Source organism: Pseudomonas sp. LBUM1664 (assembly GCF_059695895.1).
The window spans coordinates 2,406,152-2,429,085 of the sequence record NZ_CP166791.1; the positions used below are offsets into that span (position 1 = coordinate 2,406,152).

The window sequence follows — 22,934 nt, forward strand, 5'->3', positions numbered from 1 at the left end:
GAACAGAGCTGGATCAGACTTCGTCGGGGCTGCGCAGGTGAGTGACTGCGATTCGCTGTTCGCGGCGCTGTTCCTTTTGCGATGGCATCTCGGCGCGATAGACGCCTTGATCACCAACGACCCAGGAAAGCGGGCGTCGCTCTTGGCCAATCGACTCCTGCAACAGCATCAAGCCTTGCAGGAAAGCTTCAGGGCGAGGCGGGCAGCCAGGCACGTAGACGTCCACGGGCAGGAACTTGTCCACCCCTTGAACGACGGAGTAGATGTCGTACATGCCACCGGAGTTGGCGCACGAACCCATGGAGATAACCCACTTCGGTTCGAGCATTTGCTCGTAGAGACGCTGGATGATCGGCGCCATCTTGATGAAGCAGGTACCGGCGATAACCATGAAATCCGCCTGGCGCGGCGATGCCCGGATCACCTCGGCGCCAAAGCGCGCGATGTCGTGGGGCGCCGTGAAGGCGGTGGTCATTTCCACGTAGCAGCACGAAAGACCGAAGTTGTACGGCCACAGGGAGTTCTTGCGACCCCAGTTGACCGTGCTGTTCAGCACGTCTTCGAGCTTGCCCATGAAGATGTTTTTGTGGACTTGATCTTCTAACGGATCAGCGACGGTTTCCCGCTCGCCAATCGGATACTGCTCGTTAGGAGCATCGGGGTCGATCCTGGTGAGATTGTATTGCATTGCCAAAGCCTCATTGTTTCAGCTTCGCTTGCCGCTTGCGCCGAGCTTCCGGAGCCCAATCAAGCGCCCCCACCCGGTAAAGGTAGACAAGACCTGCCAACAGAATTGCTATGAAAACGAGAGCTTCGACGAATCCGGTCCAGCCGCTTTCGCGGACGGACACAGACCATGCAAAGAGAAAGAGGGCTTCGATATCGAAGATCACGAAGAGCATCGCGACCAGATAGAATTTGGCTGAGAGCCGTAAGCGGGCGCCACCGGTAGGCAGCATGCCGGACTCGAACGGTTCATTTTTGCTGCGGCCCCAGGCTTTTGACCCAAGCAGGCTCGATACGCCGAGCATGAAAGCACACAGGCCAACAACGCCCAGAAGGAAAATGGCAAAGCCCCAGTTGTGGGCCATGAGTCCTGTCGCTTCGGACATGCTGGAAATCCTTAACAGAGAGCAAAGGTCTCTGAGCTTGAATGAAATAACGCAGTGACGATATGTCGCAGCAATCAATCGCGGTGATTTTATGGCTAAACACCGGGCAAGTAAAATTCCTATAGCGAAATTATTTATTGGAATAAGGACATAGCACGCCTCCAGGACCCTGCGGCCCCGGCCCGGCGGGCGCTGGCCGTCTATTCATCAATAATATTTTGTGCGGGTTGTAACAATGATAATGACTTCCAAATGATAATTGTTATTGTTTGTGGTGACCTTTTCACGATGCACTTAGTGTTATGCCTGAGCGGCTGTCTTACATCGCCGCTACTGCAATTGTCAGCGCTGGACGTTTTACTCCTTTTCGGACTGCCCAATGCTGCGTTCGATCAATTTTTCTGACAGTGCGCCGAAGTTTTGCGAGGTAGGGTTTCGGTGAGCGCTGGATCTGCATGGAGACTGCTCCTGTGAGAGCCAAGCTTGCTCGCGATTCCGGCAACGCTGTCCCGAGGCAGACTGCGTTATCGTTCATCGCGGGCAAGCTTGGCTCCCACAGATGCAGGCTTGCTTTTACAGAGTAGGTTGCTTCAGAAAAACCGGGTGAAAAAAAACCGGGTCCGTCAGATCGATCAGTTGAGCCAGCACAAAACCTGTGGCCTGGGGATTTCCGCGTTTAAGCGACACTGCTTTAGTGCCTTAAGCCCGGCCTCGTGCCGATTTTTGCTCGCTAGCGCTCGCCCAATCTAGCTATCGTCGACTTTCCCTTGAAGGATTGATATCAAATGGCTATCTTTATGCCTTATTCATCTAATCATCTATATCAATACTGGTTAGACTACCGGCCCCTTCTTAGATAACCGCGCCAGTTTTCATCGTTCGCGGCTGATTACCAAAGGAATGTCATGAACTCTTGGATCGCGAATATGAGCGTTATGCTCAAGCTGGCTTTGGGCTTTGCCGTTGTGCTGCTTCTGACCGCTATCCTGGCCGCGACCGGCTGGTTCAGCCTGGGGAAGATGATCGAGCGTACTGATCGAATGACCAGCATTACCGAGCTCGGCAACCGTCTTGATCACCTGCGCAGGGCTCGCTTGCAATACCAGGTGGACAAGGGCGATGAACAAAAGGGTGCATTGATCCAGGCGTCGCTGGAGCAGTTTGTCGCCAAGCAAAAAAGCCTCGCAAACGAGTTGAAGAAACCTGAAAATCTGAAAAAACTTGCGCTGATCGAGCAGGCCAGTACGCAGTATCAAGTGGCACTGAATACGATGCGCGAGGCTTATCGCAATGACGCAGCCATGCGCAAGGAGATGGGCGTCAATGCGGTCAAGGGTGCCGCGCTGATCGCCAAGGTCATCAATGACGTACAAGCAATGCCTGCCTCGGATGAGCGCCGTTTTGAGCTGTACAGGATCATCCTCAAGGCCAAAGAGGACGTGGCGCTGGTGCGTTATGAAGTGCGTGGCTATACCGGCAACCCCAATAGCACCACCGAACAAGCCGCCACCCGCCAGCTCGAAAATGCGCTCAAGGGCATCGAAACCCTCAACAGCGCTTTCGGCCCGACCTATGCCGACACCATCAAGCAGCTGGAAACCGCGCTGATTGCTTACCGCCGTTCGGTGCAGGACTTCACTGCCAGCAATCAGGCCATTGGCAAGGCCGTGCAGGACACTGTCGATTTGGGTGAAACCATCACCCGTCTGTCTGACGAAATGTATGCCAGCCAACTGGTCTCCCGTGACGAAGACAGCGCCCAGGCCCGCATCCTGCAACTGAGCTGTACTGCCTTGGCGATGTTGTTGGGGATTTTTGCCGCCCTGATCATCACCCGCCAGATTACACGGCCGTTGCAGGACACATTGGCGGTGGTCGATCGCATTGCAGCAGGCGACCTCACGCAACACATGGTCGTGACTCGTAGTGATGAGCTGGGTGTCTTGCAGCAAGGTATTCAGCGCATGGGCAGCACCTTGCGCGACCTGATCGGTGGCATCCGTGATGGCGTCACCCAGATCGCCAGTGCCGCCGAAGAGCTATCGGCTGTCACCGAGCAGACCAGTGCCGGGGTCAATAGTCAGAAGACCGAGACCGACCAGGTGGCTACCGCCATGCACGAAATGTCGGCCACCGTGCATGAAGTCGCGCGTAATGCCGAACAAGCTTGCGCAGCCGCATCAGAGGCCGATGCACAGGCCCGTATCGGCGACCAAGTGGTCGCGCAAGCCATCGTTCAGATTGAGCGCTTGGCCAGCGAAGTCGGGCGCTCAGCCGACGCGATGAACGAGCTGGAGCAAGAAAGCGGGCGCATCGGCAAGATCATGGACGTGATCAGGGCGGTGGCCGAGCAGACCAACTTGCTGGCCCTTAACGCCGCCATCGAGGCCGCTCGCGCGGGTGACGCCGGGCGCGGTTTTGCCGTGGTCGCCGACGAAGTACGTGGGCTGGCCCAGCGTACCCAGCAATCCACCGAAGAGATTGAAAGCCTGGTGGCGGGCTTGCAGAACGGCACGCGCCAGGTATCGAGTATCATGCGAAGTAGCCGCGAACTGACCGACAGCAGTGTGGAATTGGCATGCAAAGCCGGCGCATCCCTGGGCAACATCACCCAGACGGTTTCTGGCATCCAGGCCATGAACCAACAGATTGCCGCCGCGGCGGTACAACAAAGCTCGGTGGCCGAGGAAATCAGCCGCAGTATCCTGAATGTGCGCGATGTATCCGAACAGACCGCCTCAGCCAGCGAAGAAACCGCTGCCTCCAGCATCGAACTGGCGCGTCTGGGTAACCAGTTGCAGCAGCTGGTCAGTCACTTCAAGGTGTGAAAACGGGGCGTTCTGGCGGCCGTGCTCTAACTGACAATTTAGGCAACGGTCGTCCCGATCCCCGGTTGGCACACCCAGGTTGCATCGCTTGGAAATCTGACTATTGTTCAATCAAGACTCCCGCAGGACTCACCACCTGGCTGGCTAGTCCTGTCGGGCTCGTGTCATGTTGATCGCTCATTGCCGTTGAACCCAAATAACGCTTGGGGGGCGTCAACTAGCAGCGACCGCACAAGCTCAGTCGAGCACTCCAGCGCTTGAAGCTGCTCCACCACCGTACCGAAATTATTACTCTCTTCATGTTGCGTATGGGGCCAATCGCTGCCCCACACCAACTGACGACCGAAGCTCTGTTCCAGCAGTGGCAATGCCTTCTTAGCAAATTCCAGATTCTGTTGCGGCGTACCTGCCAAACGATAGATACCGGAAACCTTCATCCAGATCTGCCCGGTGAGTCCCAGTTCCAGCATCTCGGGAAAGCCTGGCTGATCAAGGCCCAAACGCCCATCGGGACGACCAAAGTGGTCAATCACGAGTTTGACGCCGAACGGCATCAGTTGACGAATCAATCCCGGCACATCCGCAACCTGTCGGTGCAGTTCAACATGCCAGCCGAGCTCGGCGAGATGGCCGAAGAAGTGTCTCCAGGCAGTTTCTCGAAACTCAGGTAGAGCCTTGCCCATCAGGTTCAAGCGAACGCCAACCACCCCCAGCCGAGCCATGTCGTCCAACATGACCCGGCTGACGTCTCGCTCTAGCACCACAACGCCTCGCAACTGCTCAGGAGCTTGCCGCAGCGCAGCCAGCAGGTAGCTGTTGTCGGTGCCCAGAAAGCTCGGCTGCACCAACACGCCATGACTCAGTCCATGGGCAAGCAAGTGTTTGAGGTACCGTACAAGCGTGGCGTCGTAGCCCGGGGTATAGCGCCGAGCAGCGGCCCAATTCAGCTCACGACTAAACACGTGAGCATGGCTATCAATGCCGGTGATCGGCGTAGAACAGGTATCAAGCATGGTTTCGTCTTTCGAAAGTAAGGATCATCAGGCTCGGGCGCGCTCGTCGCCATTGACCGTGGTTTTCACCGACTCATTCGAGGCTTCGAGGGAGCGACCACGGGTTTCCGGCAGGCAAAGTGCCGCGATCACCGCCACGCCATAGGCAATCCCCGCATCAATGCCGATCGCCGAACCCAAGGACATGGAGTCGCTCATGTGGCCGACCAGGAACGGGAACACCGCAGAGAGCACCCGGCCAAAGTTGTAGCAGAACCCCACACCGGCGCCGCGCACGTCTGCTGGATACAGCTCGTTGAACAGGGCCCCGAGGCTGGCCGGAATACCTGCTGCGAAGAAACCAAGCGGGAACCCCAGGAACAGCATCTGGGTATTGGTCAGCGGCAGGAACACGTAGCACTGAACCGTAACCACACAGCACAGCGCAAACAGCACGATGTTTTTACGCCGGCCAATGCGGTCGATCAACAAGCCACTGACCACGCAGCCACACCAGAAGGCAAAGATGATCACCGCCAGGTAGCCACCAGAGTTGAGCACCGACAGGTTGCGCTCGGTCTTGAGAAAGGTCGGCAGCCAGGTCATCACCGCGTGATAACCGCCGTGCGCGCCCAGCCCCAATAGCCCGCCAAACAACGTCACTCGGATCAGTTCCGGGCGAAAGATCCCGGCCAGGGACTTGAAGAAGCTCTGCGGTATCACTTGTTCTTTTTGCAGGCGCTGGAAGCTGTCGGGCTCTTCGACGTTGCGCCGCACCCAGATGATCAGGAACGACGGCAACAGCCCGACGATGAACATCACCCGCCAGGCCATGTCCTGGGGCACGAACGAATAGATCAGCGTGAAGACGCCGACCGCCAGCCCCCAACCCACCGCCCAGGCACTTTGTACGGTGCCCATGACCTTGCCGCGGTACTTGGGGTTGATGGTCTCGGCCATTAATACTGCGCCGGCGGCCCACTCCCCGCCAATCCCGAAACCCTGCAACGCCTTAACCATCAGCAGTTGGTGAAAACCGGTGACAAAGGCGGACAGGAAGGTGAAGAACGAGAACCACAAGATCATCCATTGCAGCGTGCGCACCCGACCGTAGCGGTCTGACAGCGTCCCGCCGACCCAGCCGCCGATGGCCGAGGTGACCAGTGTCACGCCGCTGATCAGCCCCGCATCACCCTTGGTCAAGGCGAACGCGGCGATCAACGCCGGTATCGCCAGGCCGAACATCTGTACTTCCAGCGCATCGAGCGACCAACCGCCGAAACAGGCCCAAAACGTTTTACGCTCCCGCGCAGTGACTTGGCGATACCAACTGAACATGATTTTGTCCTTATAAGTGAAACGTGAGGCAGCCGAGAGCGAACCGCGCCGCTACAGGGCCAGTCATGGCAAACAAAACACTAAAGGCAGCGGCGAGGGACTCGCCGCTCAACCTATGGGGTCAGCGGATTTCCACGCTGTAACGGAAATGCGCGGCGTGCCCGCGAGAACGACGCCACTCCAAGGGATTGCCGGCGTAGTCCCGCGCCAGGCGCTCGATCACCACCACCGGGCTGTTGACCGGCACTTGCAGCAATCGCGCGTGCACGTCGCTGACCGATTCGGCAGTGAGGGATTCTTCGGCATAAGCGACCACCTGACCGCAGGTTTCTTCGTAGATTGGATAAAGCAGTGGCCCTTTGCGATTCAGGTCGACTTCCAGCAGCAGTTGAAAGCGGTCGCGCGGCAGCCAGATATCTTCGGCAAGCACTGGGTGATCATCGAGCAGACGCACACGGACAATACGAATCACCGGCGCATCGACTGGCAGCCCTAATGCTTGGGCCACCGCAGAGGGGGCAGCCACTGTCTCGATAGACAAAATGCGACTTTCTGGAACCCGGCGCTCGCCCGCAACGGTCTGGAAGCGGAAAAAGCGAAATAGCGATGATTGAAATTGAGGTCGACGAATAAAAGTACCGCGACCTTGCTGGCGCTCCAGAATCCCCTCGCTGACTAACGCGTCGATCGCTTTTCGCACGGTGCCGGTGGAGAGTTGGTATTCCGCTGAAAGCGCGGCTTCGGTGGGAATGGCCTCGCCAGGGCGCCAACGATTATTGGCAATCTGTTCAGCCAATTGATCACGCAGGCGCTGGTAGAGCGGCAGACGAACATCACTGGATAGTGGATTCATCGACGTTATTTTCCTTGTTATATGGTCATCTATATGAATTTGCGGCCAAGTATTTCCCTGCCAACGCTATCTGTCAAGAAGGGCACAATCCCCTGCAAGGGGCGCGCAGGATTGTGGTGCCTAACGTCTGGTGAATTTTATCGTCTGAGGATTAAGCGCTGAAAACCGACGAAAAAAAGCCCCGAACCAGTCGGGGCGTCAGATCGTCGGCTTTGCGGTTAGCTTTTATTCGGTCCGCAAGGGCCGCTTACTCAAGGCAGCGTGTGGATCAGTGGAACTGTTCTTCTTCGGTGGAGCCGGTCAGTGCAGTCACCGACGAGGTGCCACCCTGGATCACGGTGGTCATGTCGTCGAAGTAGCCAGTGCCCACTTCCTGCTGGTGAGCCACGAAGGTGTAGCCCTTGGCGGCGTCAGCGAACTCTTGCTCTTGCAGTTTCACGTAGGCGGTCATGTCGTTGCGGGCGTAGTCGTGCGCCAGGTTGAACATGCTGTGCCACATGTTGTGAATACCAGCCAGGGTGATGAACTGGTGCTTGTAGCCCATGGCGGACAGTTCGCGCTGGAACTTGGCGATGGTCGCGTCATCCAGGTTTTTCTTCCAGTTGAAGGAAGGCGAGCAGTTGTACGACAGCAGTTGGTCCGGGTATTCCTTCTTGATCGCTTCAGCAAAGCGACGCGCTTCGTCCAGGTCCGGCTTGGCGGTTTCGCACCAGATCAGGTCGGCGTACGGCGCGTAGGCCAGGCCGCGGGAAATCGCCTGGTCAAGACCGGCGCGCACTTTGTAGAAGCCTTCCTGGGTGCGGGTGCCGGTCACGAACGGTTGGTCGTACGGGTCGCAATCGGACGTCAGCAGGTCAGCCGCGTTAGCGTCGGTACGCGCCAAAATGATGGTCGGCGTACCGGCAACGTCGGCGGCCAGACGGGCTGCGGTCAGTTTCTGCACGGCTTCCTGGGTCGGTACCAATACTTTGCCGCCCATGTGGCCGCATTTCTTCACCGAAGCCAGTTGGTCTTCGAAGTGAACGCCGGCGGCGCCTGCCTCGATCATGCTTTTCATCAGTTCGTAGGCGTTCAGTACGCCGCCGAAACCCGCTTCAGCGTCAGCCACGATCGGTGCGAAGTAGTCGATGTAACCTTCGTTGCCCGGGTTCTTGCCGGCTTTCCACTGGATCTGGTCGGCGCGACGGAACGAGTTGTTGATGCGCTTGACCACGGTTGGAACCGAATCCACCGGGTACAGCGACTGGTCTGGGTACATCGACTCGGCGGAGTTGTTGTCCGCAGCCACTTGCCAGCCCGACAGGTAGATCGCCTGGATACCGGCCTTGACTTGCTGTACGGCCTGGCCGCCGGTCAGGGCGCCCATGCAGTTGACGAAATCTTTCTCGGGACGGAAGGCTGGCTTGGCGCCCTGGGTGACCAGGTTCCACAGCTTCTCGGCGCCCATTTTCGCAAAGGTGTGCTCAGGTTGAACCGAGCCACGCAGACGGACGACGTCAGCAGCGGAATAATTGCGCTTCACGCCTTTCCAGCGCGGGTTTTCAGCCCAGTCTTTTTCAAGGGCTGCAATTTGCTGTTCGCGTGTCAGTGCCATGGAGATAAACCTCGTCGCATAGGTCTGGGGTGGAAAATTCCTGCTCCTGCCGACCAGGGGTTGGACGGTCAAGTCGGTTCAGGCGGGGAGGCGACGGGATGAACGATAGGCTCGAGGGGAAAGTGAGCAGGTAGAGGCGGACTGCGGGCGCATTCGGGCGTCGTGGGCCTTTATACGAACTCAGAGTGATGCCGGGTTACCTAGTTACGCTTCCGTCCCTCGGGACAACTTCGTTCCAGTCGCAACCTCGTCAAACACACCTTGTGGGCGGTACAGACACGAATCGGCTCGCAGGGTAGTTGCAAGCATCGACCCGAAGGCCCTTGCCAGGGCCCCTGATTAGCGGGAGCGAGGCCATCATGCCTTCGGTTTTTTGGCTCGTCAAACGTTTTGTAGTGCTTTTTTTGTAGCACTACATCTTTAGTCTAATACGACTCATCAGTCAGTTTTTGGTGCTTCAGTTCAGGGTGTCGACCTTGACCCGCAGAATCATGTCGTCGCGGCCCTGAGTCGAGTAGCTGCGGGTCACGCCCTGTTTGTCGGCCTGAGTCTGACGATTCACACCCGCCAGGGTGATCCATTCACCCAGGCGGCCGCTGACAGTTGTGTCGGTACTTTGAACGTTCACTACATCGGGACGTTCCTGGCTCATTCGGTCACGATTGGTGCTAATGCTCAGATGAACGGTCTCGCCGGTGACGCTGGCCGTGACGTAAAAACCCTGGGTGACATTGCGGTACTCGGTCTGGCTTTGCAGGCGGCCATAGGTGTCGGTCTGGGTGCTGGTGAACGGCACGCTTTGGCCTACCTGGATCAGCGCTGGCTGGCCTTCACTGGCTTGCACCTGCTGCACACCGCCTTCACGGCTGGCTGTGCTGCGGTTGATGATGCGGGTCTGGCTGGGGGCGGCGCCGTTAATCGAGTAGCCCTGGTCGCCTTGCAGGTTGTTTTCGTTGGTGTCGACGGTGATCAGCAACCGCTTGGGGGCGGTGTCGAGCTGGGCGAGGAATTGCTTGAGCTCTTCGATTTTGCCAGGCTCGGCGTTGACGATCAGTTGATTGCCATAGGCACTGACCTGGCCGTCCTTGCCGATAAAGTTCTGCGCCACCGGCAGCAGGTCGGCGCTGGTGCGGTAGTTCAGCGGCACGATTTGCGTGGCGGCCATGACCGACAAGCTGCAGCCGAGCAGCAGGGTGGTGAGCAGGGTGCGTAGGGACATGTCCATTTCTCCGCAAGACAAAGGCTTGATATTGCCAGTTTGTCGGCCCCGGATGGGGCAAGTTGAATGTTAGACGGCAAAACGCCCCGGCATCGGGTGATGGCGGGGCGTTTTGGGGTGTTGCATCATGCTCTTGTGGCGAGGGAGTAAGCTCCCTCGCCACAAGGTGTCAGGCCGAATGCCGCACCATGTCCACATGGGGAATCCCTGCTTCCAGGAACTCTTCACTGACTACCACGAAACCAAGCCGCTCGTAGAACGACGTGGCCTGCACCTGGGCGCTGAGCATCTGCTGCTTGAGCCCACGCTTCTCGGCTTCTGTGATCGCCGCGTGCATCAGCGCATCGCCCACCCTCAAGCCGCGCCAGTCCTTGAGCACCGAGACACGACCGATATGGCCGTCGGTCAAAAGGCGAGCGGTGCCGATGGGGAAGTCGCCTTCGAATGCCAAGAAATGCACCGCGCTCTGGTCGTCGGCATCCCATTCCAGCTCAGGTGGCACGGATTGCTCGGCAATGAACACGGTCTCACGAATGCGCCGGATCTCGGCGTTATCCTTTTGCCAGTCTGCGACACGAACGTGAATTTTATTCATCGGCGAACCCCAGGCTGCCCTGCTTGACCAGCTCGCAGATCAGGCCGCGACCGTCCTCATCGGCCAGCCATGGGCCGAGGTTTTCGATGTGCAGTGCGTCGGCGGCGCAGATCATTTTCAGCAGGTCCCGCAGCTTGCCTGGCAGATAACGGCTCTGGCCACTGGCGAACAGCAGCAAGTCGTCGTCGACTTCCGACCAGGCCAGGCGGGCGCTCGGGTTGCGGATGATTACCGCACCTTGTTCCAAGCCGGCCAGCAGGTCGTCTTCTTCCAGCTCCGGGCCTACCACCAGTTCCGGGTAGCGCGGCTCGGTCATGAACTGGCCGAACCAGGTCAACAGCAGGCGCTCGTCGCTCATGTGCTCGGCCAGCAGGCCTTTGAGGCGGTCCAGGGCGTCGTGCTGGATCTGATGCGGGTCGGCCACGGGCTGCGCATTGGCATCGGTGTAGCGCTCTTCGTCCGGCAGGAACTGGGCGAGGAAGTCGGTGAAGTGAGTCAGCACTTCAGCGGCGCTCGGCGCACGGAAGCCCACCGAGTAAGTCATGCAGTCATCCACGGCCACGCCGCAGTGAGCCAGGCGCGGCGGCAGGTAAAGCATGTCGCCCGGTTCCAGGGTCCACTCGTCGGTGGCCTCGAAGTCGGCGAGGATGCGCAGGTCGGCGTGGGGCAGCAGCGGGCTTTCGGAGTCGCACATCTGGCCGATTTTCCAGTTGCGCTTGCCATGGCCCTGCAGCAGGAACACGTCGTAGTTGTCGAAGTGCGGACCAACGCTGCCACCCGGGGCGGCGAAGCTGATCATCACATCGTCGATGCGCCAGCTCGGCAGGAAGCGGAAGTGTTCCAGCAGTTCGCTGACCTCCGGTACGAACTGATCGACGGCTTGCACGAGCAGGGTCCATTCGCGCTCCGGCAGTTTGCTGAATTCGTCTTCGGCGAACGGGCCGCGACGCAATTCCCAAGGGCGCTCGCCGTGCTCGATCACCAGGCGCGATTCGACTTCTTCTTCCAGGGCCAGGCCGGCCAGTTCATCGGCATCGATCGGGCTTTCGAAGTCAGGAATCGCCTGACGGATCAGCAGCGGTTTTTTCTGCCAGTAGTCACGCAGGAACTCCCGTGCCGTGATGCCGCCGAGGAGTTGCAGAGGAATATCAGGATTCATGTGTAACCTATTGAAAAAATTACTTTTCAGATGCGAATAAAAACGCCCGGCGCGGCCGGGCGTCTCAGGACCTAGCGGTGGATCAGATGCGCTTGGCTTGTGCCGCTGCGTTGCCGATGTAGTTGGCCGGCGTGAGCTTCTTCAGCTCGTCGCGGGCTTGGGCAGGCATGTCCAGGCCATCAATGAAAGTCTGCAACGCTTCAGGGCTGATGCCCTTGCCGCGGGTCAGCTCTTTCAGTTTTTCGTACGGGTTTTCGATGTTGTAGCGACGCATCACGGTCTGGATCGGCTCGGCCAGGACTTCCCAGCAGGCGTCCAGGTCGGCGGCGATTTTCTGTTCGTTCAGTTCCAGCTTGCTGATGCCCTTGAGACTGGCTTCGTAGGCGATGACGCTGTGGGCAAAACCCACGCCCAGGTTGCGCAGCACGGTGGAGTCGGTCAGGTCGCGCTGCCAGCGGGAGATCGGCAGTTTGCTCGCCAGGTGCTGGAACAGCGCGTTGGCGATGCCCAGGTTACCTTCGGAGTTTTCGAAGTCGATCGGGTTGACCTTGTGCGGCATGGTCGACGAACCGATTTCACCGGCAATGGTGCGCTGCTTGAAGTAACCCAGGGAAATGTAGCCCCAGATATCACGGTCGAAGTCGATCAGGATGGTGTTGAAACGCGCGATGGCATCGAACAGCTCGGCGATGTAGTCGTGCGGTTCGATCTGGGTGGTGTACGGGTTGAAGCTCAGGCCCAGCTCGTCTTCGATGAAGGCGCGGGCGTTGGCTTCCCAGTCGATGTCCGGGTAGGCCGACAGGTGGGCGTTGTAGTTGCCCACGGCGCCGTTGATCTTGCCCAGCAGTGGCACGGCGGTGACTTGAGCGATCTGGCGCTCCAGGCGGTACACCACGTTCGCCAGTTCCTTGCCCAGGGTGGTCGGCGAAGCCGGTTGACCGTGGGTGCGCGACAGCATCGGTACGTCGGCGAAGCGGATCGCCAGCTCACGGATGGCTTGGGCGGTCTGGCGCATCAGCGGCAGCATCACCTCATCACGGCCTTCGCGCAGCATCAGGGCGTGGGACAGGTTGTTGATGTCCTCGCTGGTGCAGGCAAAGTGGATGAACTCGCTGACGTTGGCCAGCTCCGGCAGCTTGGCCGCCTGCTCCTTGAGCAGGTATTCGATGGCTTTGACGTCGTGGTTGGTGGTGCGCTCGATCTCTTTGACGCGCTCGGCGTGCTCCAGCGCGAAGTTGTCTGCCAGGGTGTTCAGCACCGCGTTGGCTTCGGCGGAAAACGCCGGGACTTCGCCGATGGCAGGGTGGGCGGCCAGGCGCTGGAGCCAGCGCACTTCAACCAGGACGCGGGCACGGATTAAGCCGTACTCGCTGAAAATTGGGCGCAGGGCCTGGGTTTTGCCGGCGTAGCGGCCGTCAACAGGGGAAACCGCAGTGAGCGAAGAGAGCTGCATGGGGTGTTCTCGGGCAGTCGGGCAACGAAATGGGGCGCGTATCATACATGAAAACAATCGCCGGTCCGTCGCCAACTGACCGGCGTATTACGCGTAACGATGTACAAAAAGTGGGTTGAGGCGACTTATTCGTTGCGCATCAACGGGTAAAGCTCTTTAAGCAATTTGCGTCGGCTGATCACCAGCTGCCAGCGATGGCCGCCCAACTGCCGCCACAGCCGTGCCGAGCGAATCCCGGCCAGCAACAGGGCGCGGATCTTCGAAGCATTGCTGGGTTGCTGCAGGTTGCGCATGTCGCCATGCACCTGGATGCGCTGGCGCATGGTGCTCAGGGTGTCCTGGTACAGCGCACCGCAGGCGGCGATGACGTTTTCGTGAGACGGGCCGAAGTGTTCGACCTGGGACTGAATCTGCGGCAGGCGCTTGCCGATGGTGTCCAGCAGGTCGTCGCGTTTGGCCAGCTGGCGCTCAAGGCCCAGCATCGACAGGGCGTAGCGCAGCGGCTCGCGTTGCAGGGCGCTGGGGTCGCGCTCCAGGGCACCGACCAGCGCACGGTAGCCTTCACGCAGGTTCAGGTCGTCGCCGCCGTAGACTTCCAGGGTGTCCTTGGGGTCGCGAACCAGCAGGCTGCCAAGCATGCAGCCCAGGCCCGCTTCGGTGGCCTGGCCGGTCCTGGCGATTCTGTCCACCAGTACGGCGGCGAGAAACACACCGCCCAACGCCGTCAGTTGCTCCTGGGTCGGGGTCATGCCTTGCTGCTCCAGGGCTCTGCGACTTCTATCACGCCGCCGCCCAGGCAGATTTCGCCGTCGTAGAACACCACGGACTGGCCGGGTGTGACCGCTCGCTGCGGGTCATCGAAGGTGGCGCGGTAGCCAGTGGCGGTTTTTTCCAGGGTGCAGGGCTGGTCGCTCTGGCGATAACGTACCTTGGCCGTCAGGCGGCGCGGCGCGCTGAGGTCGATCGGGTTGACCCAATAGATGTCGGAGGCGAGCAGGGCGCGGGAAAACAGCCACGGATGGTCGTTGCCCTGGCCGACGATCAGCTCATTGTGCTCCAGGTCCTTGATCAGAACGTACCACGGCTCCTCGCCGGCATCTTTCAGCCCGCCGATGCCCAGGCCCTGACGCTGGCCGATGGTGTGGTACATCAGGCCGTGGTGACGGCCGATGACCTCGCCTGAGGAGGTCTTGATTTCGCCCGGCTGGGCCGGCAGGTATTGCTTGAGAAAGTCGCTGAAGCGCCGCTCGCCGATGAAGCAGATTCCGGTGGAATCCTTCTTCTTGGCGGTGGCGAGGTCGTGCTTTTCGGCAATCGCGCGCACTGCGGGCTTTTCCAGTTCGCCCACCGGGAACAGGGTCTTGGCGATCTGTTCGCCGCCCACGGCATGCAGGAAGTAGCTCTGGTCCTTGTTCGGATCCAGGCCCTTGAGCAGTTCAGTGCGGCCATCGACGTCGCGGCGGCGCACATAGTGGCCGGTGGCGATCAGGTCGGCACCCAGCATCATGGCGTAGTCGAGGAACGCCTTGAACTTGATTTCACGGTTGCAGAGGATGTCCGGGTTCGGCGTGCGGCCGGCCTTGTATTCGGCCAGGAAGTGCTCGAACACATTGTCCCAGTATTCGGCGGCGAAGTTGGCGGTGTGCAGCTTGATGCCGATCTTGTCGCAAACGGCCTGGGCGTCCGCGAGGTCGTCCATGGCGGTGCAGTATTCGGTTCCGTCGTCTTCTTCCCAGTTCTTCATGAACAGGCCTTCCACCTCATAACCCTGCTCGATCAGCAGTAGGGCGGAAACGGAAGAGTCCACGCCGCCGGACATGCCGACAATGACGCGCTTCTTTGGTGTGTCAGAAGGGGCTGGATCACGCATAGGAATTCAATGAGTGTCTTGAAAAAGGACGCGATTCTATCAGGCCCGGGCGCGCAAGGCTAAAGAGAAGGACGGATCAGCGTCAGGCTGTGGCGATGGCCGGCCAGATAATCGTCGATACAGCGGATGATCAGCTCGCTGCGCCAGTGGTCGCGCTGTTCGAGCAGTTCGTTGCGGGTCAGCCATTTGGCGCCCAGGATGCCGTCGTCCAGTTGATAGCCGGGGTGGTGGCTCAAGGCCTTGGCAGCGAAACAGACCCGCTGGTAGGTCACGCCATTGCTCGGGGCGGTGTACAGATAAATGCCCACCACGCTGGTGGGTTCGACGTCCCAGCCGGTTTCTTCCAGGGTTTCGCGCACGGCGGCTTCGATCAGGGTTTCGTTTGGGTCCAGGTGGCCGGCGGGCTGGTTGAGCACCGCTCGTCCGCCTTTTGATTCTTCCACCATCAGGAAGCGGCCGTTGTCTTCGACGATGGTGGCGACGGTGATGTGGGGTTTCCAGTCCATGAAGCGTCCTCGATTCAATATTCAAACACGGTCAAATGTGGGAGCGAGCAGGCTCGCTCCCACAGGGGAAATGTGTGAAGGCCAGAAACACAAACCCCGGCACCAGGCCGGGGTTTGTGATGTTCCCTTACAACCTTAGACCAGCGCAGCAATCGCCGCGTTGAAGGTGTTGCTTGGGCGCATGGCCTTGCTGATCAGCTCGGCGTCGGCGTGGTAGTAGCCACCGATGTCCACTGGCTTGCCCTGTACAGCGTTGAGTTCGGCGACGATGGTCGCTTCGTTCTCGGTCAGGGTCTTGGCCAGCGGGCTGAACTGTGCTTGCAGGGCTGTGTCTTCGCTCTGGGCGGCCAGGGCCTGGGCCCAGTACAGCGCCAGGTAGAAGTGGCTGCCGCGGTTGTCGATGTTGCCGACTTTGCGCGATGGCGACTTGTTGTTGTCCAGGAACTGGCCGGTGGCCTGGTCCAGGGTCTTGGCCAGCACCAGGGCTTTAGGGTTGTTGTACGTCACACCCAGATGCTCGAGGGACGCGGCCAGGGCCAGGAACTCGCCCAGGGAATCCCAGCGCAGGAAGTTTTCTTCTAACAGTTGCTGAACGTGCTTGGGCGCCGAACCGCCAGCGCCGGTTTCGAACAGGCCACCGCCGTTCATCAGCGGCACGATCGACAGCATCTTGGCGCTGGTGCCCAGTTCCATGATCGGGAACAGGTCGGTCAGGTAGTCGCGCAGTACGTTGCCGGTCACCGAGATGGTGTCCTTGCCTTCGCGGGTGCGGGCCAGGGTGAACTTCATCGCGTCGACTGGCGCCATGATGCGGATGTCCAGGCCAGTGGTGTCGAGCCCTTTCAGGTAAGCCTGAACTTTCTCGATCATCACGCCGTCATGGGCGCGCATCGGGTCCAGCCAGAAAATCGCCGGGGTGCTGCTGGCGCGAGCACGGTTGACGGCCAGTTTGACCCAATCCTGGATCGGTGCGTCTTTGGTCTGGCACATGCGGAAGATGTCGCCAGCCTCGACGCTCTGCTCCAGCAGGGTGAGACCGTTGCTGTCCGAAACACGCACCACGCCGTCGGCCTTGATCTGGAAGGTCTTGTCGTGGGAGCCGTATTCTTCGGCTTTCTTGGCCATCAGGCCAACGTTCGGCACGCTGCCCATGGTGGTCGGATCGAAGGCGCCGTGTTGCTTGCAGTCTTCGATTGTCGCCTGGTAGATGGTGGCGTAGCAGCGATCCGGGATCACCGCCTTGGTGTCGTGCAGTTGGCCATCGGTGCCCCACATTTTGCCGGAGTCACGGATCATGGCCGGCATCGAGGCGTCGACAATGACGTCGCTCGGCACGTGCAGGTTGGTGATGCCTTTGTCGGAGTTGACCATTGCCAGGGATGGGCGCTCAGCGTAGACCGCCTGGATGTCAGCTTCGATCTGCGCCTGCTGCTCGGCCGGCAGGGCCTTGATGCGGGCGTACAGGTCGCCAATGCCGTTGTTCAGGTTGAAGCCGATCTGCTCCAGCACTTCTGCGTGCTTGGCCAGGGCATCTTTGTAGAACTCGGCCACGATCTGACCGAACATGATCGGGTCGGAGACCTTCATCATGGTGGCCTTGAGGTGAACCGACAGCAGCACGCCTTTTTGCTTGGCGTCTTCGATTTCAGCGGCGATGAAGTTGCGCAGGGCTTTTTTGCTCATCACGGCGCAGTCGAGGATCTCACCGGCTTGTACGGTGGTTTTTTCCTTCAGGACAGTGGCAGTGCCATCCTGAGCGATCAGCTCGATCTTCACGCTGCCCGCGGCGTCGATCAGGGCGGCTTTTTCGCTGCCGTAGAAATCACCGGCGCTCATGTGGGCCACGTGGGACTTGGAGTCGGCAGCCCAGGCGCCCATTTTGTGCGGGTGCTTGCGGGCATAGTTCTTGACCGACAGCGGGGCGCGACGATCGGAGTTGCCTTCGCGCAGGACCGGGTTCACGGCGCTGCCCTTGATCTTGTCGTAACGGGCCTTGGCTTCTTTGTCGGCGTCGCTGGTTACGGTTTCCGGGTAGTCCGGCAGTGCGTAGCCCTGGGCCTGCAATTCCTTGATCGCGGCCTGCAGTTGCGGTGCCGAGGCGCTGATGTTCGGCAGCTTGACGATGTTGGCTTCAGGCGTGACGGCCAGGTCGCCCAGCTCGGCGAGGTGGTCGGCTACGGCTTTGTCACCCAGTTGCTCGGGGAAGCTGGCCAGGATGCGCCCTGCGAGGGAGATATCGCGGGTTTCCACGGCGATATCGGCCGAAGCGGTAAAGGCCTCGACGATCGGCAGCAGCGAATAGGTGGCGAGGGCGGGAGCTTCGTCGGTGAAGGTATAGATGATCTTCGAGCGGGTGGGCATATTCGGATTAACTCTCTTCTTTGCTAAAGCATGCGCAGAAACTCGAGGGGCGCCGGGTAAGCGCGTTCGTTCAAAGTCATCCATGAGCCGAATGTCGAGTTTTCTTCGCGGTGATGTTGGGTGCATCAGTCGAGCGTCAAGCGGTCGGGCCGCGGTAGCGGACCGGCTTTAAACGGGCCAAAACTCCTATGATAGAGCGGTCAGCCGGCGTGACCCGATGGTCAGCGGCGGCATTATACATAGGTAGCTGGCAATCTGCCGATGGTTCATATACTTCCGTACTCGTCCATTGGTCTAAACGTCGCAGGACGGGGCAGGCGAGCTATGCTCATGTTTGGCGCTTTTCCCTTGGTTTTCAGGCTTGTACGCGGCGAACTGCACCGCTTTGTGCCAGATGAGTCGAACGTAGGGTTTGCGCGCCGATTCAACTGGGGTACGCTCGAACGCAGCCAGATGTTCAATCCAAGCAATGGAGTTCAGCATGGGGTATCAAAAGATTCAGGTTCCGGCCGTCGGTGACAAAATCACCGTCAATGCAGACCATTCTCTTAATGTTCCCGACAACCCGATCATCCCCTTCATCGAAGGCGACGGCATTGGCGTTGATATCAGTCCGGTCATGATCAAGGTTGTGGACGCTGCGGTTCAGAAGGCCTATGGCGGCAAGCGCAAGATTTCCTGGATGGAAGTCTATGCCGGTGAGAAAGCGACTCAGGTTTACGATCAGGATACCTGGCTGCCCCAGGAAACCCTGGACGCGGTCAAGGACTACGTGGTTTCCATCAAGGGCCCGCTGACCACGCCGGTCGGTGGTGGCATCCGTTCGCTGAACGTGGCCCTGCGTCAGCAGCTTGACCTGTATGTGTGCCTGCGTCCGGTGCGCTGGTTCGAAGGTGTGCCGAGCCCGGTCAAGAAGCCTGGCGACGTGGACATGACGATCTTTCGCGAGAACTCCGAAGACATCTACGCTGGCATCGAGTGGAAGGCCGGTTCGGCCGAAGCCACCAAGGTCATCAAGTTCCTGAAAGAAGAAATGGGTGTGACCAAGATCCGTTTCGACGAAAACTGCGGCATCGGCATCAAGCCGGTTTCCAAGCAGGGCACCCAGCGTCTGGCCCGCAAGGCCTTGCAGTATGTTGTCGACAACGACCGCGATTCGCTGACGATCGTGCATAAAGGCAACATCATGAAGTTCACCGAAGGTGCCTTCAAGGAATGGGCCTACGAAGTGGCGGCCGAGGAGTTCGGCGCGACCCTGCTCGACGGCGGGCCGTGGATGCAGTTCAAGAACCCGAGAACCGGCAAAAATGTCATCGTCAAGGACGCCATCGCCGATGCGATGCTGCAGCAGATCCTGCTGCGTCCGGCCGAATATGACGTGATCGCGACCCTGAACCTCAACGGTGACTACCTCTCCGATGCCTTGGCGGCGGAAGTGGGCGGTATCGGTATCGCGCCGGGCGCCAACCTGTCCGACACCGTGGCGATGTTCGAGGCCACCCACGGTACCGCGCCCAAGTATGCCGGCAAGGACCAGGTCAACCCGGGGTCGCTGATCCTGTCGGCGGAAATGATGCTGCGTCACATGGGTTGGATCGAAGCGGCCGACCTGATCATCAAGGGCACCAACGGCGCAATTTCGGCCAAGACCGTGACCTATGACTTCGAACGCCTGATGGAAGGCGCCAAGCTGATGTCCTCCTCGGGCTTCGGCGATGCAATGATCTCGCACATGTAAGCGAATCGGCGCTCAGCACAAATGCCCGGCTCGAGTGATCGAGTCGGGCATTTTTATTTTATCTGGGCAGTGACCGTCGGTCAGTGGGTCTCAGTGATCCTGACCTTGACGGGGACGAGGGGGGCGTCTTCTTTGATCGGTGCAATATTGACCGCGTGTAGGCCCTTGGGACCCTGGATGACTTCAAATGTCACAGGCTGCCCGGCCTTCAGGGTTTTATAGCCTTCCATGTTGATTGCCGAGTAATGGGCGAAAAGGTCCTCTTCCCTGCCGGTTTCGAGGATAAAGCCGTAGCCTTTGGCATTGTTGAACCATTTCACCTTGCCACTCATCTTGACGACCGACATAACCCATATCCCTCTGCAACGCACCCCATCACTGGAGTATCATCCAGTTCATCCGCAGTCTAATCTTGCAAACAGGATAGATTCCACGGACCTTTTTAACCCACGGTGGGCTCTATTGGTTGTAACACCGTTTTCCCGATAGTCAAGGTGACCGGGTGGTCGCGGTTGAAATCGCCCCTAGGCGCCCCCATCACTGTATTCGCCAACTAAACGAACCTTTCTTTCCATGCATGCAGTCAGCCAGATTCGACTAACATTCAATCAGGATCGCCCGGATCTACACGACGACGATTCCGCAGGCATTGCTGTTCAGGAAGCAAAGCCTGCATTACAGGCGCCGCCGATGTACAAGGTGGTTTTGTTCAACGATGACTACACACCGATGGATTTCGTCGTCGAAGTGCTCGAGGTGTTTTTTAACCTGAATCGCGAGCTGGCGACCAAGGTCATGCTGGCCGTCCATACAGAGGGACGGGCAGTATGTGGAGTGTTTACCCGCGACATCGCCGAGACGAAGGCCATGCAGGTCAACCAGTACGCCCGGGAAAGCCAGCATCCGCTACTCTGTGAAATCGAGAAGGACGGTTAACGCCGACCACTTGGGTATGAGGTGAAGCTATGTTAAACCGCGAGCTCGAAGTCACCCTCAATCTTGCCTTCAAGGAGGCTCGTTCGAAGCGTCATGAATTCATGACCGTCGAACACCTGCTGTTGGCCCTATTGGATAACGAGGCTGCCGCCACCGTTTTGCGTGCCTGCGGCGCGAACCTCGATAAACTCAAGCATGATCTGCAGGAGTTCATCGACTCCACCACGCCACTGATCCCCGTTCATGACGAAGATCGGGAAACCCAGCCAACCCTGGGCTTCCAGCGTGTCCTGCAGCGTGCTGTCTTTCATGTCCAGAGCTCGGGCAAGCGTGAAGTGACCGGTGCCAACGTACTGGTTGCTATCTTCAGCGAACAGGAAAGCCAGGCGGTTTTCCTGCTCAAGCAGCAGAGCGTTGCACGTATCGATGTGGTCAACTACATCGCCCATGGCATCTCCAAGGTGCCGGGGCATGGCGATCATTCCGAGGGTGAGCAGGATATGCAGGACGACGAGGGCGGCGAGTCTTCTTCTTCAGGCAATCCGCTGGATGCCTATGCCAGTAATCTGAATGAGCTGGCGCGTCAGGGTCGTATTGATCCGCTCGTCGGACGTGAGGCCGAAGTCGAGCGCGTCGCACAGATCCTGGCTCGGCGTCGCAAGAATAACCCGTTGCTGGTGGGCGAGGCGGGCGTGGGTAAAACCGCTATTGCCGAAGGCCTGGCCAAGCGCATCGTCGACAACCAAGTGCCAGACCTGCTGGCCAACAGCGTGGTGTATTCCCTCGACCTGGGTGCCTTGCTGGCTGGTACCAAGTACCGCGGCGATTTCGAGAAGCGCTTCAAGGCGTTGCTCGGCGAACTGAAAAAACGTCCGCAGGCGATCCTGTTCATCGACGAAATCCACACCATCATCGGTGCAGGGGCTGCGTCCGGTGGCGTCATGGATGCCTCGAACCTGCTCAAGCCGCTGCTGTCCTCGGGCGATATCCGTTGCATCGGGTCGACTACGTTCCAAGAGTTTCGCGGGATCTTCGAGAAAGACCGAGCCTTGGCCCGGCGTTTCCAGAAGGTCGATGTGTCGGAGCCTTCGGTGGAAGACACCATTGGCATCCTGCGGGGCCTGAAGGGGCGTTTCGAGCTGCACCACAACATTGAGTACAGTGACGAAGCCCTGCGCGCCGCCGCTGAGCTGGCCTCGCGTTATATCAATGACCGGCACATGCCGGACAAGGCCATCGATGTCATCGACGAGGCGGGTGCTTATCAGCGCCTGCAACCGGTCGAGAAGCGCGTCAAACGCATCGAAGTGCCTCAGGTCGAGGACATCGTGGCGAAAATCGCGCGGATTCCGCCCAAGCACGTCACCAGTTCCGACAAGGAGCTGCTGCGTAACCTGGAACGCGACCTGAAGTTGACGGTGTTCGGTCAGGATGCGGCCATCGACTCGCTGTCGACCGCCATCAAACTGTCCCGCGCCGGTCTCAAGTCTCCGGACAAGCCGGTGGGTTCCTTCCTGTTCGCCGGGCCTACCGGTGTGGGCAAGACCGAGGCCGCGCGGCAACTGGCCAAGGCACTGGGCATCGAGCTGGTTCGTTTCGACATGTCCGAGTACATGGAGCGTCACACCGTTTCGCGTCTGATCGGTGCGCCTCCGGGCTATGTCGGTTTCGATCAGGGCGGCCTGCTGACCGAGGCCGTCACCAAGCAGCCCCACTGCGTGCTGTTGCTCGATGAAATCGAGAAGGCGCATCCGGAAGTCTTCAACCTGCTGCTGCAGGTCATGGACCACGGTACGCTGACCGACAACAACGGGCGCAAGGCAGACTTTCGCAACGTGATCATCATCATGACCACGAACGCCGGTGCCGAAACTGCAGCCCGCGCTTCGATCGGTTTCACCCATCAGGACCACTCGTCTGATGCGATGGAAGTGATCAAGAAGAGCTTCACGCCTGAATTCCGCAATCGCCTGGACACCATTATCCAGTTTGGTCGCCTCAGCCATGAGGTCATCAAAAGCGTGGTGGACAAGTTCCTTACCGAACTTCAGGCGCAGCTCGAAGACAAGCGTGTGCTGCTGGAGGTCACCGATGCGGCCCGCAGCTGGCTGGCGGCGGGGGGTTACGATGTGACGATGGGGGCACGGCCGATGGCACGCCTGATCCAGGACAAGATCAAGCGTCCGCTGGCCGAGGAAATCCTCTTTGGCGAACTGGCCGAGCATGGCGGTGTGGTTCACATCGACATCAAGGACGGTGAACTGACCTTCGACTTCGAAACCACGGCCGAAATGGCCTGATCGCTAGAAGCAATAAAGCAAAAGGCGCCCAAAGGCGCCTTTTTGCTAACTTCAGAAAACACCCAGCCCTGTAGGTGCTG

Annotated in this window: 19 protein-coding genes and 1 pseudogene; 5 read left to right on the plus strand and 15 right to left on the minus strand. The window is 59.2% G+C overall.

Annotation, left to right across the window (positions count from 1 at the left end; genetic code table 11):
* Nucleotides 1–13 precede the first annotated feature (13 nt).
* Both ACA047_RS11315 and ACA047_RS11320 read right to left on the minus strand, forming a co-directional pair.
* Nucleotides 14–688, minus strand: a complete 675-nt coding sequence (locus ACA047_RS11315; protein ID WP_497359267.1) for a NuoB/complex I 20 kDa subunit family protein — start codon at nt 686–688, stop codon at nt 14–16.
* Nucleotides 689–698: 10 nt separating this feature from the next.
* Nucleotides 699–1,112, minus strand: a complete 414-nt coding sequence (locus ACA047_RS11320; protein ID WP_003203367.1) for an NADH-quinone oxidoreductase subunit A — start codon at nt 1,110–1,112, stop codon at nt 699–701.
* Between the two features lie 1,040 nt (nt 1,113–2,152).
* Here ACA047_RS11320 and ACA047_RS11325 point away from each other — a divergent pair.
* A pseudogene (locus ACA047_RS11325) lies at nt 2,153–3,037 on the plus strand (methyl-accepting chemotaxis protein); the annotation flags it as partial.
* 198 nt (nt 3,038–3,235) lie between these two features.
* Complete coding sequence (locus ACA047_RS11330; protein ID WP_497360307.1) at nt 3,236–3,940, plus strand: methyl-accepting chemotaxis protein; 705 nt, start codon at nt 3,236–3,238, stop codon at nt 3,938–3,940.
* A 164-nt stretch (nt 3,941–4,104) separates the two neighbouring features.
* On the opposite strand, the gene ACA047_RS11335 is transcribed toward ACA047_RS11330, so the two are convergent.
* The 12 genes from ACA047_RS11335 to ACA047_RS11390 form a co-directional block, all read right to left on the minus strand.
* Nucleotides 4,105–4,953 (minus strand): amidohydrolase family protein, encoded by an 849-nt coding sequence (locus ACA047_RS11335; protein WP_497359268.1) that lies wholly within the window; start codon nt 4,951–4,953, stop codon nt 4,105–4,107.
* Nucleotides 4,954–4,980: 27 nt separating this feature from the next.
* On the minus strand, nt 4,981–6,270 hold the full coding sequence (locus ACA047_RS11340; RefSeq protein WP_497359269.1) for an MFS transporter: 1,290 nt from the start codon (nt 6,268–6,270) through the stop codon (nt 4,981–4,983).
* A gap of 121 nt (nt 6,271–6,391) precedes the next feature.
* Complete coding sequence (locus ACA047_RS11345; RefSeq protein WP_497359270.1) at nt 6,392–7,123, minus strand: GntR family transcriptional regulator; 732 nt, start codon at nt 7,121–7,123, stop codon at nt 6,392–6,394.
* A 268-nt stretch (nt 7,124–7,391) separates the two neighbouring features.
* Nucleotides 7,392–8,717 (minus strand): isocitrate lyase, encoded by a 1,326-nt coding sequence (gene aceA / locus ACA047_RS11350; protein ID WP_497359271.1) that lies wholly within the window; start codon nt 8,715–8,717, stop codon nt 7,392–7,394.
* Between the two features lie 457 nt (nt 8,718–9,174).
* Nucleotides 9,175–9,936 carry a secretin N-terminal domain-containing protein gene (locus ACA047_RS11355; protein WP_497359272.1) on the minus strand — a complete coding sequence of 254 codons (762 nt, stop codon included), beginning with the start codon at nt 9,934–9,936 and terminating at the stop codon, nt 9,175–9,177.
* A 169-nt stretch (nt 9,937–10,105) separates the two neighbouring features.
* Complete coding sequence (locus ACA047_RS11360) at nt 10,106–10,531, minus strand: GNAT family N-acetyltransferase (protein WP_497359273.1); 426 nt, start codon at nt 10,529–10,531, stop codon at nt 10,106–10,108.
* Nucleotides 10,524–11,690: a ribosomal protein uL16 3-hydroxylase gene (locus ACA047_RS11365; protein ID WP_497359274.1), complete on the minus strand. Its 1,167-nt coding sequence runs from the start codon at nt 11,688–11,690 to the stop codon at nt 10,524–10,526. Before ACA047_RS11365 ends, ACA047_RS11360 begins: the two co-directional genes overlap by 8 nt.
* Nucleotides 11,691–11,772: 82 nt before the next feature.
* Nucleotides 11,773–13,143 (minus strand): adenylosuccinate lyase, encoded by a 1,371-nt coding sequence (purB, locus tag ACA047_RS11370; protein ID WP_497359275.1) that lies wholly within the window; start codon nt 13,141–13,143, stop codon nt 11,773–11,775.
* 125 nt (nt 13,144–13,268) lie between these two features.
* A complete protein-coding gene (hflD, locus tag ACA047_RS11375) occupies nt 13,269–13,892 on the minus strand; it encodes a high frequency lysogenization protein HflD (RefSeq protein WP_497359276.1) in 624 nt (207 codons plus the stop codon).
* Nucleotides 13,889–15,013 (minus strand): tRNA 2-thiouridine(34) synthase MnmA, encoded by a 1,125-nt coding sequence (mnmA, locus tag ACA047_RS11380; protein WP_497359277.1) that lies wholly within the window; start codon nt 15,011–15,013, stop codon nt 13,889–13,891. The genes hflD and mnmA overlap by 4 nt, the downstream gene beginning before the upstream one ends.
* Before the next feature lie 59 nt (nt 15,014–15,072).
* The gene (locus ACA047_RS11385; protein ID WP_497359278.1) at nt 15,073–15,519 is read right to left on the minus strand and encodes an NUDIX hydrolase; all 447 of its coding nucleotides are present in this window, start codon (nt 15,517–15,519) and stop codon (nt 15,073–15,075) included.
* A gap of 135 nt (nt 15,520–15,654) precedes the next feature.
* A complete protein-coding gene (locus ACA047_RS11390; RefSeq protein ID WP_497359279.1) occupies nt 15,655–17,880 on the minus strand; it encodes an NADP-dependent isocitrate dehydrogenase in 2,226 nt (741 codons plus the stop codon).
* Between the two features lie 481 nt (nt 17,881–18,361).
* Here ACA047_RS11390 and icd point away from each other — a divergent pair, with 481 nt between their 5' ends.
* Nucleotides 18,362–19,618, plus strand: a complete 1,257-nt coding sequence (gene icd / locus ACA047_RS11395; RefSeq protein WP_497359280.1) for an NADP-dependent isocitrate dehydrogenase — start codon at nt 18,362–18,364, stop codon at nt 19,616–19,618.
* 80 nt (nt 19,619–19,698) lie between these two features.
* Here icd and cspD read toward each other — a convergent pair whose 3' ends face one another.
* The gene (cspD, locus tag ACA047_RS11400; RefSeq protein ID WP_497360309.1) at nt 19,699–19,950 is read right to left on the minus strand and encodes a cold shock domain-containing protein CspD; all 252 of its coding nucleotides are present in this window, start codon (nt 19,948–19,950) and stop codon (nt 19,699–19,701) included.
* A 241-nt stretch (nt 19,951–20,191) separates the two neighbouring features.
* Between cspD and clpS the strand changes: the two genes are divergently transcribed.
* Together clpS and clpA are read left to right on the plus strand one after the other, a co-directional pair.
* Nucleotides 20,192–20,554: an ATP-dependent Clp protease adapter ClpS gene (gene clpS / locus ACA047_RS11405; protein ID WP_003180089.1), complete on the plus strand. Its 363-nt coding sequence runs from the start codon at nt 20,192–20,194 to the stop codon at nt 20,552–20,554.
* Between the two features lie 29 nt (nt 20,555–20,583).
* Nucleotides 20,584–22,854, plus strand: a complete 2,271-nt coding sequence (gene clpA / locus ACA047_RS11410; RefSeq protein WP_497359281.1) for an ATP-dependent Clp protease ATP-binding subunit ClpA — start codon at nt 20,584–20,586, stop codon at nt 22,852–22,854.
* The last annotated feature ends 80 nt before the right edge of the window (nt 22,855–22,934 follow it).